This is a genomic window from Oscillatoria sp. FACHB-1407 (assembly GCF_014697545.1).
GTDB lineage: Bacteria > Cyanobacteriota > Cyanobacteriia > Elainellales > Elainellaceae > FACHB-1407.
The window spans coordinates 1-14,766 of sequence record NZ_JACJSA010000027.1 but is presented as its reverse complement, the minus strand read 5'-3'; the positions used below and the strand labels follow the sequence as shown (position 1 = coordinate 14,766).

8 protein-coding genes and 1 riboswitch are annotated in these 14,766 nt (G+C 49.4%); of the genes, 4 read left to right on the top strand and 4 right to left on the bottom strand.

What is annotated here, in order from left to right:
- The first annotated feature begins 10 nt into the window (after positions 1–10).
- Positions 11–466, top strand: a complete 456-nt coding sequence (locus H6G89_RS29760) for a hydrogenase maturation protease (protein ID WP_190513587.1) — start codon at positions 11–13, stop codon at positions 464–466.
- Here the strand turns inward: H6G89_RS29760 and H6G89_RS29755 are convergent.
- Positions 463–1,707: a cysteine desulfurase-like protein gene (locus H6G89_RS29755; RefSeq protein ID WP_190513586.1), complete on the bottom strand. Its 1,245-nt coding sequence runs from the start codon at positions 1,705–1,707 to the stop codon at positions 463–465. The genes H6G89_RS29760 and H6G89_RS29755 overlap by 4 nt on opposite strands.
- A gap of 43 nt (positions 1,708–1,750) precedes the next feature.
- Positions 1,751–2,437 (bottom strand): 2OG-Fe dioxygenase family protein, encoded by a 687-nt coding sequence (locus tag H6G89_RS29750; protein WP_190513584.1) that lies wholly within the window; start codon positions 2,435–2,437, stop codon positions 1,751–1,753.
- Between the two features lie 807 nt (positions 2,438–3,244).
- Here H6G89_RS29750 and H6G89_RS29745 point away from each other — a divergent pair.
- From H6G89_RS29745 to H6G89_RS29735, 3 genes are all read left to right on the top strand, one after another.
- Positions 3,245–9,685 (top strand): two-partner secretion domain-containing protein, encoded by a 6,441-nt coding sequence (locus H6G89_RS29745; protein ID WP_190513582.1) that lies wholly within the window; start codon positions 3,245–3,247, stop codon positions 9,683–9,685.
- Between the two features lie 87 nt (positions 9,686–9,772).
- Positions 9,773–9,845, top strand: a riboswitch (Glutamine riboswitch).
- Between the two features lie 33 nt (positions 9,846–9,878).
- On the top strand, positions 9,879–10,070 hold the full coding sequence (locus H6G89_RS29740; RefSeq protein WP_190513580.1) for a DUF4278 domain-containing protein: 192 nt from the start codon (positions 9,879–9,881) through the stop codon (positions 10,068–10,070).
- A 270-nt stretch (positions 10,071–10,340) separates the two neighbouring features.
- Entirely contained in the window at positions 10,341–10,718 is a 378-nt protein-coding gene (locus H6G89_RS29735) for a transposase (RefSeq protein ID WP_190513578.1), read from the top strand.
- A gap of 539 nt (positions 10,719–11,257) precedes the next feature.
- Here H6G89_RS29735 and H6G89_RS36290 read toward each other — a convergent pair.
- Both H6G89_RS36290 and H6G89_RS35980 read right to left on the bottom strand, forming a co-directional pair.
- Positions 11,258–13,174 (bottom strand): helix-turn-helix domain-containing protein, encoded by a 1,917-nt coding sequence (locus H6G89_RS36290; RefSeq protein ID WP_190513576.1) that lies wholly within the window; start codon positions 13,172–13,174, stop codon positions 11,258–11,260.
- A gap of 190 nt (positions 13,175–13,364) precedes the next feature.
- Positions 13,365–13,487 carry a hypothetical protein gene (locus tag H6G89_RS35980; protein WP_255519543.1) on the bottom strand — a complete coding sequence of 41 codons (123 nt, stop codon included), beginning with the start codon at positions 13,485–13,487 and terminating at the stop codon, positions 13,365–13,367.
- Positions 13,488–14,766: the final 1,279 nt, after the last annotated feature.

The window sequence follows — 14,766 nt, the reverse complement described above, 5'->3', positions numbered from 1 at the left end:
ACTTCCGCTTATGCTCACTATCATTGGCTGTGGTAATCCTAATCGAGGTGATGATGGGGTTGGAGTGGCGATCGCCCAACGCCTGCAAGCTCACCTCACCGCTCATCCCATTCCCGATGTGCAAGTGTTTGACTGTGGCACTGCCGGAATTGAAGTGATGTTTCGCGCCAAGGGAAGCGATCGCCTGATCATTATCGATGCCAGTTCCACCGGATCACCCCCCGGAGCCGTGTTTGAAGTCCCCGGATCGGAACTGGAGGCGTTGCCCAGTCCCAGCTACAATCTGCACGATTTTCGTTGGGATCATGCCCTTGCTGCCGGACGCAAAATCTTCTCAGAGTTCCCGACCGATGTCACGGTCTACTTAATTGAAGCCGAGAATTTGGGCTTTAGCGTAGACCTCAGCCCTTCTGTGGAACAAAGCAGCAACCTCGTCTTTTCTAAGATTCTTGAAACGTTATGTTAGGAGACAATGTCGTCTAGTGCCTTGAGCAGGCGATCGATTTCGTCTGACGTGGTGTAGTGTGCCAGACCGATTCTCACCAAACCGCCACTCGACTCAAGATCTAAGCGTTGAGTGAGGTTGAGTGCGTAAAAGTTGCCATTCCAGACAAAGATGCCGCGATCGCCCAGGGCTTGTGCAACCGAGCGAGGGGTATGCCCCTCCAGTCGAATAGCTGCTGTTGGGGTTCGCCATTCAAAACGAGCCGGATCAGCGATGCCGTAAAACGTTAACCCCGGAATCTCCAGGAGGCGAGGCACGAGTTGCTTAAATAATTCTCGCTCATAGTCTTGAGTGGCAGACATCGCGGCTAACAGGGCGGTGCGGCGATTGGGAGCAGTCGGTGAGATGTGATAGCCCAATTCTGTCAGGTAAGCGATAGTCGCCACTACTCCTGCAAATCCCTCAAAGTTCTGGGTTCCCGATTCCCAACGGGATGGTCCCTCCTCCGATGCGGGGCGCACCTTGTAGGGGCGAAGTCGGGCTAAATGATCCCGTTTGCCATAGAGAATGCCAACATGTGGTCCAAAGAATTTATAGGCAGAACAGGCTAAAAAATCACAGTCGATCGCCCGTACATCAATGGGTCCATGGGGTGCGTAGTGGACTGCATCGACAAACACCAGTGCACCAACGGCATGGGCAAGTTGCGCGATCGCTTTGACATCGTTGATGGTGCCCACTGCATTCGAGGCATACCCAACTGCAACCATTTTGGTGCGATCGCTGATCTGTCGCTCCAGGTCAGCCATATCTAACGTGCAGTCTTCAGGATGGATATCGACCACGCGAATCACCGCACCCTGTTCCTCCAGCACTGTCCAGGGAGTGACATTGGCGTCATGGTCAAGGCGGGTAACGACAATTTCATCTCCCGCCTGCAACTCACGACCGATTGCCCGACTAACGGCAAACGTCAATGTCGTCATATTTGCGCCAAAGACGACCTCATCCGCATCACAGCCTAAAAAAACAGCCATAGCTGTTCGAGCGGCGGTGATCACATCATCTGTACGGACACTGGTGACAAACGCACCGTGCGTGTTGGCGTTGGAGGTTGTCAGGTAATTGGCGATCGCATCCATGACCGATTGAGGAACCTGTGTGCCACCCGGCCCATCAAAAAAGACAACGGGCTGACCATTTACTTCCTGTGAAAGGGCAGGAAACTGACCACGAATGAAATCCAAATCGAGAGCCACCATAGCGCATTCCTTCTGTCGAGCGTGTTCTTACCATTCAACAAGGTTAACGTTGATTGTGCGGTAAGCCAGGGCAGGTAAACACAAATACATCTCGAAATCCGCCCTGTGGTGATTGTGCTTTGACTGGGGTTGTGAAGTGAAAAAACTGGCGATCGTCTACTACGAGCAACTCACCGGGTTCAAGAATTTTAGTAAACGCTGGTTTTTGATCTGGAGTGTGATGTTTGGAGGGGTAGAGGTGCGTTTCTCCCCCATCAATGTGCTCCCGATGGATACAGGCAATCCCGATCAAATCTACACCATCTCGATGGATTCCCTCTGGGGCTGGATTGCCTGCGTTTTCATTAGCTGTAATGCGAATTTGATGCACACCGACCTCATCAAAGGTTGAGCATCGCTGACAGAACTCAAAAAACTCTAATACCAGCGTCTGAAATGCTGGCAGATGAATCAGTGCATCATCCAATTCGAGATATTCACGAGTAACATCCCCTAACAGAGGGTTGTATGTTTTGCTTTGCAGAAATGCGATATGGGGTAACTGCACTAGATGATGATTAGAAATTTTGAAGTGAGAGAACCGTCTGAATCGATAATTTCCATCTAAATAGGGATCACGTGGAAGATTATCAAAAGAAGGAAGAAATTGAGCCACATCAAATGAGCTAAGACGCTCAAGAACATAGCTGATCGTGCAGTTTAAATTTTGATCTTGAGAGAGGGTTAACATACTTGTTTCTCATCTAAAAAATCTCCAGACATTCAACAAGCAATGTTGAGAGACAACACAAGTCAAGGAAGATGAGTTCAATAGCGTGAGCAACTTCCTGGCTGTACGGGTTTAGTAATGCTAAACCCTTCCACCAAATTGCATTTTATTGAATCTATGATCCTGAGTGTGGGCACTCTGAAAACGAGGCGATCGCTCAGTCATCGCTCCAGATCTAACCCATAGCTGCAATAGGGTTGCAGAGAAATCCTACCCAGCCAACCGCAGATATTTGATTAAATCAACTTCAAGCAATGAGCTTGTGAACTCTGAGATTTGTTTTGTTTTTCTGTAGCGCGCTGAACAGTTCTACACCTACTATAGCTAACTTTTTTAGAGCAACGCCAACGTCATAGAGGGCAATAGGCTATCAATCACAATCATTCGTCACAATCAAGCGTAGCAAACTGGCAAAACACTACCCCGATAATCGAGCAACCCGCCCCCCAGCGAATTCAGATGTGTGTTGAGGATTGCGATCCTTTCCAGAACAATGAGCTTGCCTTACCCCAAAAAGTAGAGCTTTGGTCAGAAAGCTTAAGGCAAAGGCAATGGCTCAAACCTCGATGCTGGGAAAGCTTCCTGACTTGCCTCCGCCCCATCGAATGGGGCTACGGCTATCCCTGCTATTCCAGATCTTCTCTGTCCAAAACAATCTTTTTACAAATTTGAAGATATCGAAAATTAGCAGAATCGCTGCCCACACGAGATACTTACACTTAGCCGCTAGCCATTATTATTGCTCCATACTCGTTTATTGCAGACATCATGCTGGGATTTCCTGCCTGGATAAGATTGTTTAGCGGTGGTGTAACGGTTTGGGGGTTGCTCAGTCTAGCAACAGCACAGAATGTACAGGCACAAATCCTTCCTGATAATACCCTTGGCACCGAGCGGTCAATGATCAGACCTGATCCAACCGGACAGGGAGGGCAGGGAAATCGGATTGAAGGTGGCGCACTGCGGGGAGCCAACCTATTTCACAGCTTTTCTCAATTCAATGTTGGCGAGGGTCAACGGGTCTATTTTTCTAACCCCTCTGGGGTGCAAAATATCCTGACTCGCGTCACGGGTGGCACTGTCTCCAATATTTTGGGAACGCTCGGTGTCGATGGTGCCGCAAACTTATTTCTGTTAAATCCAAGTGGCATTGTTTTAGGTGCCAATGCTCAGTTAGACATTCGGGGAGCGTTTGTTGCCAGTACGGGCGATCGCTTCTCCTTCTCAGATGGCAGCGAGTTCAGCGCAACTAATCCCCAGACTCCCCCCCTACTATCTATCAACGTACCGATTGGGTTGCAACCCGGCAGGGGCAGCATCATTAACCGGGGCAATTTGACGACGGGAGGAGGGCTGACTCTCGCCGCAGGCAATCTTGACCTGCAAGGGCAACTCCGGGCAGGACAGAACTTAACCCTACAAGCGGCGGATACCGTTTTGATTCGAGATACGACCCTCCAACCTTTTATTGCCAGTGCCCATGGCCGTCTGACCATACAGGGCGATCGCACAGTAGATATCTTCGCGCTAAATCACCCTAGTAGCGGTCTATTTTCAGGGGGTGACATGGTGTTGCGATCGCCCAACCCTGTCATCGGGGATGCCCACTATTGGAGCGGTGGTGGGTTTCGCGTGGAGCAGTTGAATGGGGGATTGGGGGATCTGGTCAGTCCCAACGATCCCATCATTCGCACCAGTGGGGATGTCGAGTTCGAGAGCTACACCGGAGCCTCACTGCACATCTTTGCAGGAGGGAGGGTCACCATTCCGGGCAACATCACCATTACCGGAGCCGATCCTGCGAATGGATGGGTCGAAACCGTCACCCTTTCCGACGGTTCAACGCTGCCCATTAATGGGCGAACTCAGCCCACGTTGGACATCCGTGCCGGAACCACTGCCTTTACTGCGGCAAACCCACCCCTCGCACGGGATCCCAATCCTGCCATCACCAGTGTCATAGGAACGAGCGCAGAGATTGCGATTGGCAGCATTATCAACCCTGGCGGCACTATTTTTCTAACCAATCAGTATCAACCAAATCGGGCGTTGCCGGGAGGAAATATTCAAACCGGAGGTATCAGTACCGGAATTGGCAACCTTGCGGGAGATTCTGTCAGAGGAGGAAACATCACAATCGATGCTCGCGGCAGTATTGACCTGATGGGTAATGTAGATACGGCAGTGACTGAGCAGGTGATTGTCACATCAGGAGATATCAACCAGACTGCTATCGGAGGTGACATTTTACTCCTTGCTAACGAAAACATTACAACTCAAGTCCTGGATTCCTCTGTGCGTCGGCTTGTGTTTACTCGTGATGCAGTCTTGAATGACGGGATTGTTACCAATGCTCAACTGTCGGCTACCGCAGGGCGGATTACCCTGGATGCGGGGGGAGCGATCGCAACTGCCAATTTAAATTCAACTGTGTATGCTGATGTGCTGATCAATGCGACCGATCCCCTTGCCCCCATCATTGATGCTGGAGAAATCGGCACCATTCAAACAACTGCAACTGGAGGAAGAATCGGGTTAACGGCTACTGATACCATTCGCACTGGTTTCATTAATAGTGCAGCAGAAGCCCAGGCAAACGCTGACGCTGAGGGAGTCACCTTCGCCAGGGCAGCAGCTACCGCAGGGCAGGTTGGCGATGTCAGCGCTATTGTAACTGGAGGAGATGTTGCTATGGTCGCAGGCGGATTGATTTCTGCTGAAGAGATTTACACTCGCACCTCTGCCCGTGCCAATGCATCAGTATTGGCCTTTGGGCGAGGATCAGCGGTTGCTGGAGAGATTGGCAATACAACTGCGATCGCCAGGAGTGGAAACGTCAATCTCAGTACGACTGATGATGTGACTACGCGCGAGGTATTAACCTCTGCAGAAGCGTTTTTAAATGCCAACGCATTCGCCAGAACAGATGCCAACATTCCCATCCTGCCAGGTAATGCTGGCAACTCAACCACCATTGCTGAAAGTGGGGCGATCGCCATAGAGTCATCCGGCTTCACAACCACAGAGAACCTTTCTACCTATGCCAGAGCCAATGTCAGTGTGGCTGCACAAGCCATTTCAAGGCAACCAGAGCCTTTTTTAGATACAGGTACAATCCAAAATGTAACAGTGGTAGCCAGAGGTGGAGATGTCTCCTTACAGGCAAATGCAGCATTGACAACGGGCAGGATCAACACAGCCATAGAAACCAACCCACCCTTTTCCCCACGTGACATCATTTTGGGAGCAGGCAGTAGCGGAGGTATCCAGGCTCATCTCCAGGGTGGAGACATTGCTTTGCAAACTCGTGGTCATTTGGCCGTTGAGGAATTAACCGCAGGCGTCGATCTGGATGCAGTATCACAGATTCGTGCAGCAGGACAAGTAACCCTTGCTGCAGAAGGCGGCAGGATTCAACTGCAAGCCAATCAGGACATCACCACAGCTAGTCTGGATTCATCCATCAATGATGGCAATTCTTTGCCTATCGTGGCAGGAGAGATCCTGGAGAATGGACAACTAACGGCCAGGGGAGGCACCATTTCCCTGCTCAGTCAGTCTGGGGAGGTTCGATTAAATGATGGCAGCACCCTTCGCAGCAATGTCAATGCGGCTAGCGGGGATGGTGGCAATGGTGGAGACATTGGAGTAAGGGGAAATTCCGTTTCCTTCACTAACAACTTACTCACCACAACGGTCAATGGACAGGGCAGAGCAGGGGATATCACTATTCTCGCAACAGGAGCCGTTTCGATTGATGGTAGCCGCTTAGTGACGGGGCTTGAGCCTGGAGCCGAATCAACCGGGCAGGGAGGTGCGGTTCAAATTGCTGCGGATACAATTCAGTTCAGCAATTTCTCTCTACTCAACACTGCCACGTTTGGTGTGGGAGATGCAGGGAATGTCTTCCTCACAGCCAATCGTGATATTCAGTTGAGGGATAGTAGTATTTTTAGCTTAACGGCTGGACGTGGACGAGCAGGATCAATCAACCTGCAAGCTGGAGGGGCTGTTCGCCTGGAAGGAAACAGTGTCATTAATACAAGTGCCATCTTGAGTGAGACTGGGGCAGGAGGAGACATTTCCATTGGGGCAGCTGAAGGGGTGTTTATAACCGGAGTGGGAACCCGTCAACCCAATGTGAATTTCAGAACATCAGCCACCTTACCTGAGATTGAACCCAACAATGCAACTAACGAGGATTTCTTTGATAGGGGAGTGCTGGCTGATTTTCCACTCGCTCAAGTCATTGATCCTTCCCTGACTGTGAATGCAACCGCTAATCCAGATGTTTTACTGTCTGATCAGATTCCCTATGTGTCGATCGCAGGGGTTGGAGGCGGCGACACGTTTGAAAGTAACAATTTCGACTATTATGCCTTCAACGTTGATGCCGTTGGCACTCAAGCCATCTTTGACATCGACAACGCAAATGCTCAAGGAGATATTAATACTCTGCTGCGTTTGTATGATAGCGGGGGTAATGAAATCGCCTCAAATAATAACGCTCCTATTACTCTTGGAGCCGGTGGTAGTACCAGTCCAAACGATGCGTATCTGACTTATATCTTTAACAAACCAGGAACTTACTATCTTCGTGTCAGTGAATTCAGCACTATCTATGGCTATGAAATTCAAATTGCTAGTCAGGGAACGTACACCCTACAAACATCGCTCATTGATAATTTTTTAGTGAGTAGCGGGATTTCAACGCAAACAAGAGCATTGGGACAGGCGGGTGACATCACTCTGTCTAGCCCCTTGATTACCCTGCAAAACGGTGGGCAAATCTCAGCCGATACTTTCAGGGGGGGTAATGCTGGTGATATTACGCTACAACCGTTTAACCAGGGGCAATCCCTCACGGTTACTTTGCAAAATAGTCAAATTTCTGGTTCTACTCGTGGGGCTGGGCAGGGTGGAAATTTACGCTTAACATCACCAAACAGCCTGACTCTGCAGGGTGATGGGCAATTGACTGTGGAGACGACAGCCCTTGGACAGGCAGGCAATGTGGAAATTGACACGGGTTTACTCGATGTGCGGGGTAACATTCAGGTATCTGCGACCGCTGCTGAAACCGCCCAACCCCAGGCTCAGGGTGGCAATATTTTTGTCAGAAGCGATCGCGTCAATCTTTCCGATACCAGTAGCCTGTTAGCGGAGACCCAGGGAACAGGTCAGGCAGGAAGCATCGCTCTCCAACCGAACTACAACAATCAGTTGACTATTGCCTTGAGTGAGAACAGCCGCATCTCCGCTGCAACTACAGACCGGGGTCAGGGCGGCAGCTTAACCGTCATAGCACCGGACGCTGTGCAGATCAGGGGCAATGGGGAATTGACCGTAGAGACTCGTGGGGCTGGGCAGGCTGGAAATATTAGGTTGGCGGCTCCTACATTGACACTCCAGGAGGGGGCACGTATCTCAGCCACCGCAACCACAACCGCAACAGCTCAAACCCAGGGGGGTAATATTACCGTCAGCAGCGATCGCCTCAACGTATCGGGCGCAACCAGTGGCATTTTTGCTGAAACCACCGGAGCAGCCAGGGCTGGAAATCTGGTGTTGCAGCCTTACAACCGGGAGAGCATGACCATCCATCTGCAAGGAGGTGCTCAAATCTCTGCATCCACATCTGGCACAGGGCAGGGAGGAACGTTGCAGGTCACTGCTCCACAAGCGATCGCCTTTTGGGGTGATGGCATTCTATCAGCCCGATCCACAGCCACTGGAAACGCAGGCAATCTACAGGTTCAGACACGACAACTGACGCTGCGAGATGAAGCCACGATTTCCGCCTCATCCCGTGTCAGCACTGGAGGCAATATCCAATTGAGTGGATTACAGGCTTTGCAAGTCTTGAATGGGACGATCTCAGCCTCCACCGAAACTGGGCGCTCTGGCAATCTCAGCGTTGAGATGCAACCGGGGGGCGATATTGCCCTCAATAGAAGTCGTCTCACCTCCGCTGCAACGGGTGGTGGACAAGCTGGAAGTGTAGAGATCTGGAATGCCGATCGCTTGACGTTAGGCGATCGCGCCCAAATCACCGTCAGCAGTACGGGGCAAGGGTCGGCTGGAGACTTGAGAATCCGTGCGGGTAATATTCGTCTGGGCGATCGCTCCCGTATCACGGCTGATACAGCCGCAGGTCGTGGAGGGGATATCGTGATTGAAGCAGCCAATAGTCTGGAACTCAGTGGGAATAGCGACATTTCAACCTCGACCATGCAGGGGCGGGCAGGCAATTTGAGTATCACTCTGCAAGAAGGCGGATCAGTTGTGATGAGCGATCGCAGTCGGCTTGCTGCTGAGGCAACGGGAACCATTACGGATCAGAGCGTCCCTGTCGCTGGAAACCTCACCATTCGGAGCAATCGCCTCCGAGTCGAGGGAAACTCTGTAATCACCGTCAGCAGCACAGCAGGGCAAGCCGGAACACTATCCATCACGACTCGCGATTTGCAACTCAACAACGGACAACTGACCGCAGAAACAGGTTTCACGTCGAGCAATCGAGAAGGAGCAAACCTACAACTTTTAGGGTTAGAGCAATTGCTGATGCGAAACAGTAGCCTGATTTCCGCCAGAGCCTTTGATGATGCGGATGGGGGCAATCTCAGCATCAATGCACCCAGTGGGTTCATCCTGGCTCTGCCCAACGAAAACAATGACTTGATTGCCACCGCTGAACGAGGCACCGGAGGCAACATTCGCATCCAGGCAAATCGTTTGTTTGGATTGCAGGATCAAACCAGCACTCGTTTTAGCTTCGCTCAACTCAGGCGCAACTCCACCAGCGATATCAGTGCCAGTTCTGAGTTTGGGGCTTCAGGGGCGATCGCCTTTGACCTCCTCTCGACCGATCCGAGTCAGGGCTTAGTCGAGCTACCCACCACCGTCATAGACGCATCCCAGCAAATCGCCCAACACTGTGGACGCAATGAAGTACTGAACGGGGAGTTTGTGGTGACAGGTCGGGGTGGATTGCCACCGAACCCAGGCGAGCTGCTCAGCGGCAGCAATTTGTTAACAGGTTGGGTGAGTGTTAATGATTCAGGTACTTCCAACGCATCTGTCGCGTCTTCAAGTGAACCCCCAGTCCTCATTGAGGCGCAAACCTGGAGAACCAGTGCCAATGGAACCATCGAGTTGTTAGCATCGGCTCCAGTTGCTCTCTCGACAACCTGTGAGAGCTTGCGCTGACTCGTGAAATGGGCCGTTCACCCGATCGAATCACCCGATTGTAGGATGGGCAGGATAAATGAGTTCGATACTATGAAAAGTATAGAAATCGTTCATCTTCAACCCCCTACAAACAAAGGTTGAAGACGGAAGTAAGGAAGAAGTCCTGAAGGAACGCGCCTCCAACTAACGCTACAAACAAGAGGCGAAACATATGAAACTGGTTTACCGTGGTGTTCGTTACGATGCAAATATTGCACCCGTTGCAGTGGTTGATGCTCCTATCACCGGGCAATATCGGGGAGCAACTCTCCAATTTCACAACGCAGCCAAACTGTCCATGATGCAACGAGTGCTGCATCTGGTTTACCGTGGCGTTGCGTTTGACGAAGCGATCGCATTGTAGTCGCCTTCAGGGGTGATCATCCCCTCTACGACATCAACCCATTTGAGTATGAGACATTGAGAGAGTTATGACTTCAAGACCTGGCTTGCGTGCCGGGTCTTTTTTTAGGCGTTGCTGAATGCAGGTATATAGCAACTGTCGAAACAGTTAATAAAAGGGGGTGTAGGGGCTGCGCCCCAGCCAGGGTTTCCACCCAATCCTAATCCCTCTTTTGTTACTTCAATAGGAGCAGATTAAGCTGGAAGAAGCTGCGTTCTACCTGAAAATTGGATGGAGTCACGACAATCTGTTGCAACCATTAGATTCATTGATGACTACTGCCTGCTATACCGCTCAGTTTTTGCAGATATTCGGTTGTATGAATGCTTCAAGTACTTGCATGTCGGCATTCTCAGTCCGCTGCCGCGCAAGACGCTACTGGAGATTGCCAAACTCACCGGACTCAAAGATGGGCAAAGTTTACATCACCTTCTACGCGATGGGGTGTGGCGGGTTGAACAAGTCCGGGTTGAACAAGTCAGAGCGATTCGGTTACATCTAATTCGACAACAGATCGCAACTCGACCGATTAGCTTATGTATTGATGAGACAGGGGATGTCAAGAAGGGCAACACAACTGACTATGCTGCCAAACAATACATTGGGTAATCTGGGCAAAACTGCCAATGGAGTCGTCAGTGTGAATGCATGGAACGCTGGTGGGAGTTGATTTTCAGTGCCTATTTACTGATGAGTCTCCATGATGTATAAATTTGCACGCGAATCACTACTGCCAGGCGGGATTCACGCAGCCCTTATCAAACCTGTTTCTGTCAGCGATCTATTACCTGCCGTAGCGGTGTTCAGAGCAACTGAACGTGAATAGACGCTTTCTACACAGCAAAAAAGATGAAGAGTATTGCGATCGCTATCTAAGTTAGAACAGATAGGAGGTATGGACAGTGCCCCCAGCCCAGAATACCTCTACACCCCATTCTCATCCCAGTAACTATGGCTCTAAATAATCCCTACTACTCAAATGCTGTGTGTATATCTTCCAACTTCTGTGAAGCGATCGCAGTACCCTTAAGGGTACGTCTTGGGTCTGAGTCAGGACGGAGGATTTGTGACTGAATATCCCTCTTCTGTTACTCTCTCTAAAACAATCCCAAACAAATCTTGTTTCCAAGTTCCTGCAAAGAGAAATATTACGCTTGCTGAGTCACCACATCTCCAAGCAAGGCTTTGATCTGTTCGCGATGTTTGGGTTGGATGGTACGTTGCCCTTTAAGCCAGCGCGTCACGAGGGAGCGATCGACTTGTAACGCATCTGCCAACTGGGCTTTGGTCATTCCTTTGGCATTCAACGCCATCTGGATCGCTTCACCTGTCAGTGGAGTAGACTGAGCAACTGGGCGAGCTGGTTTTAGCGTAATGGGTCCATGAGCACCAAGCTTTTCCTGAATCTTAACAGATGGCTTGATGATGACGATCGCCTTCAGCCAGGTAGCTAACCAATTTCGGGGGCGATATCCAGAATCAAAATCATCACTCAAAGACCAGGCAGGTCTGATGCTTTCTGGATACGTTGCAGAATCAAAATCAATCTCCCATCCCAATTCTTTGAGCGTTAACAGAGCACTATCCCATTGATTGATCAATTTAACGCGACGCAAACGATCTTCTCGAATCGCTTGCAGCAGTTCCTTGGGTTCTAACCGCTCTAATAAGGTTTGTACTTCATATCGCCCATCATCACGAATGCGACTCATAATCGTCAGAAAAATCGCTAGTTTTGACGCTAATCGCTGACGATAAGGATTGATCTGAAGCGTACTTTTCGCTAAATAACCGTATTGAAACAGAGACTCTTTTGCATTGGCATCTTTGGCGTTTAAAAATTTCTCAGTCCATACCCCAGGGCGCACTTTGATATACAACTCATCCGGCTCGCCCGCCTCATAAGTTGGGGAATCAGGTTGGTTAGCATCCATCGTCAGAGCCAACTGACCAGAATAACCTAACCCTTCTAAAATCCACATCGCACCCCGTTCAACGTCGTATCGCTTTGCGCCAATATTGATGTTTTTTACCAGGACCGAGAGGCTACAAACCAGTTCTACCAGGTTGCCAATCTTCTTGAGTTTTTGGGCGATCGTAATATCTGTGCGCTTATCCCAGCCAAACAACCGAATTAAATCCGTTCCCTTTAAGCGAATCTGCTCTGCCCACGGTTCTTCTGAATCAGTGGCATAGGAGGAAAAAATTAAAAAGACATAAGCAGCTTCAGGACCGAATTGGTTAATGATCTCCCATGCTGCCTTACTGGGAACCAACTCAATCTGCTGGCTAGACGGACTCTGACGGACAATTTGATGTTGAATGAAGCCTTCCCCAACCAGTTTTTTCCAGTAGGGATATTCGCCATCCTCCCATTGGGAATTGATCAGAGCTTGTGCTCCAGTCAGGATGGGATACCCTGTAGCCACTCGTTCGACATCCGTATCTTGAAATAAAGCTTCCCGTGTCGTAGGCGTATCGTTAGATTGAATTCCCAACAATTTATCGATCTCGGCAGCACTATGCCCCGACAAATCGAGATGACGTAACCATTGACTCGCAGTGTGAAACGCGCAAGCTCCTATCACCAGTGATTCGCGCCACTCATCACTGTCTGTTAAATCAGCCCCCGACTCCAGCGACAACACACCCACAACAGCGCAATCAGATGGCATCAATCCTTCCCGTTGCCACTGATCCAACCGTCCTAAGATCCAGGTTGCTGCCTGCTCCCAAAACTCATCGGTCTTCAACACCGAGCGAAATCGTCGCTCAAGATGCATCATGGTTTGTTTTTGCAATGCACCAATCTTCTCTGTCTCGTCGTAGAGATTGATGACATCTGGTTCATTTTTAAGTCGTGTGTTTGCTAACCGCAACCGAAATTGATTAATTCCAGTGGCAACATGAATCAGCACTAAATTCAGAAATGATTTCCCTGCTTTTAGCTTTGCAACATAATCCTGCACCTGCTTTTGATCTAAAACAACAGCAGCAGGATCAACAGAGAGAGACTCATTCAGCATGGAGGTTGCACTGAGAGCAAGGTCATTTAACTGAGTCACAGGCAATACATTAAGGCGAACTATTATCGGCTTAGTATACCGTTGAGCACAAGTGATCAAAAGTCACTGGAGCAAATCTGTCAACACGATACGTTGATTAAGGCAATGAGTTTTTTTAGTGAAGTCGGCAACGGCTTCTGATATCAGGAGTGTGGCGATCGCCCCTCCTATCTACACCTCTACTATCCCACTAGGATCGCGGAACTTTGACTCTAGGATCGACTAACATCAAAGCGATCGCCCCTCCAGTGTGAGCGATGACAAAGAACTGCCCATCGTCAGAAAGCGTTGAACGTAAAGCGTTTGCAATCATAGCCGTAACCTTCAAAAGACAATGGTTGCCTCAAAAGCTTTAAATAATTTAACAATTGACAAAATTGACAACTAATCTAGGATCAGGCTACATTGTCAACCTTCTTGCCATTCTCCTGTGACGCCAGTGAAGCGTAAGCGGAGACATTGGGATCAGCTCATCTCAGCGTTGACAGAATTGACAGCTGCACTAGTTTTAAGAAACAAAGCAGAGGGGCGATCGCAGATTGACAAATTGACAGGCTTCTCTAGAATCTCACAACTTTTTGCGTCCCCTGATCAATGAAGCGGTGGTGTTCCAAACCTGTTGATAACCTCTGTAAGACTCCCTGTAGTTCCCCTTGGTAAGGGGGACGGCGACAGCCGGGGGTTAGTAGCAATAGATCTGAAACACTACCCAATGAAGCCTCTAATTGTGGTCACAATTGACAAATTGACAGGCTATTCTAGATTAAAGCAACATAGCCTGAGCCTTCCGAGTCATAAAGCCTCGCTTGGGTGAGCCACCCCAACAAGTTGACAAATTGACACGTCGCTCTAGAATTCAGCAACAATTTAGCGTTAGCCCAGGGTTAAGGATAGCCTTAATTGACAAAGTTGACGGGTTGCCTAGTATGTTGAAACATTCACACATTTGACAATCAGATCTAGATCGGGGCAACTCCCAGGTTGAGTGACAAAAGTTTTGAACCCCCTGATATAGCTGTAGCCACATTCGATGGGGTGAAGGTGAGTCAGAAAGCTCCCCCAGAATCAGGGTTTGAACTATTGCTAATGTTGACAAGATTGCCAGACTCTCTAGAGTTCCATAACAAAATGGGCTGAGAACCGGATTGACACTCTAGGATGATGCAACGAAAAAAATAATTGCAAGATTTTAGAGCCTAGAATTGGCTAACAAAGCAATCTCAACAACCCAAATATCTGAACCTTTTCAGCCAGTGTTGACAACTCTAAAGAGAACTTCAACTGATTCAGTTGACTGACTCACTGTGCGTTAAAACAGGTTGTTTAATGATCAGGAAGAATAATCTCAACCTCAATTCTGTAAGGGTGTCAGCCTCTCATAAAACACTGACAGACCCATGCTTACAGACAAACCGTGTGAGAAGTTTTGTTGCTTGATTAAAGTTTGACATGAAAGAAACGAGCACCATTCGCTTTGAAAGTGTGCGCGAGTGGAATGATACATTTCTGGAACTGTTTCCCCACCGCTTTGATTACATCTTTGCACCCCATGCCGCTCCGGGTGAGACTCCAACCTGGCAGACCGAAAGCCG

Excerpts from the sequence above, each read along its gene's own strand:
- H6G89_RS29760 (WP_190513587.1), top strand. The coding sequence starts at position 11 with ATGCTCACTATCATTGGCTGTGGTAATCCTAATCGAGGTGATGATGGG.
- H6G89_RS29755 (WP_190513586.1), bottom strand. The coding sequence starts at position 1,707 with ATGGTGGCTCTCGATTTGGATTTCATTCGTGGTCAGTTTCCTGCCCTT.
- H6G89_RS29750 (WP_190513584.1), bottom strand. The coding sequence starts at position 2,437 with ATGTTAACCCTCTCTCAAGATCAAAATTTAAACTGCACGATCAGCTAT.
- H6G89_RS29745 (WP_190513582.1), top strand. The coding sequence starts at position 3,245 with ATGCTGGGATTTCCTGCCTGGATAAGATTGTTTAGCGGTGGTGTAACG.
- H6G89_RS29740 (WP_190513580.1), top strand. The coding sequence starts at position 9,879 with ATGAAACTGGTTTACCGTGGTGTTCGTTACGATGCAAATATTGCACCC.
- H6G89_RS29735 (WP_190513578.1), top strand. The coding sequence starts at position 10,341 with ATGGAGTCACGACAATCTGTTGCAACCATTAGATTCATTGATGACTAC.
- H6G89_RS35980 (WP_255519543.1), bottom strand. The coding sequence starts at position 13,487 with ATGATTGCAAACGCTTTACGTTCAACGCTTTCTGACGATGGGCAGTTC.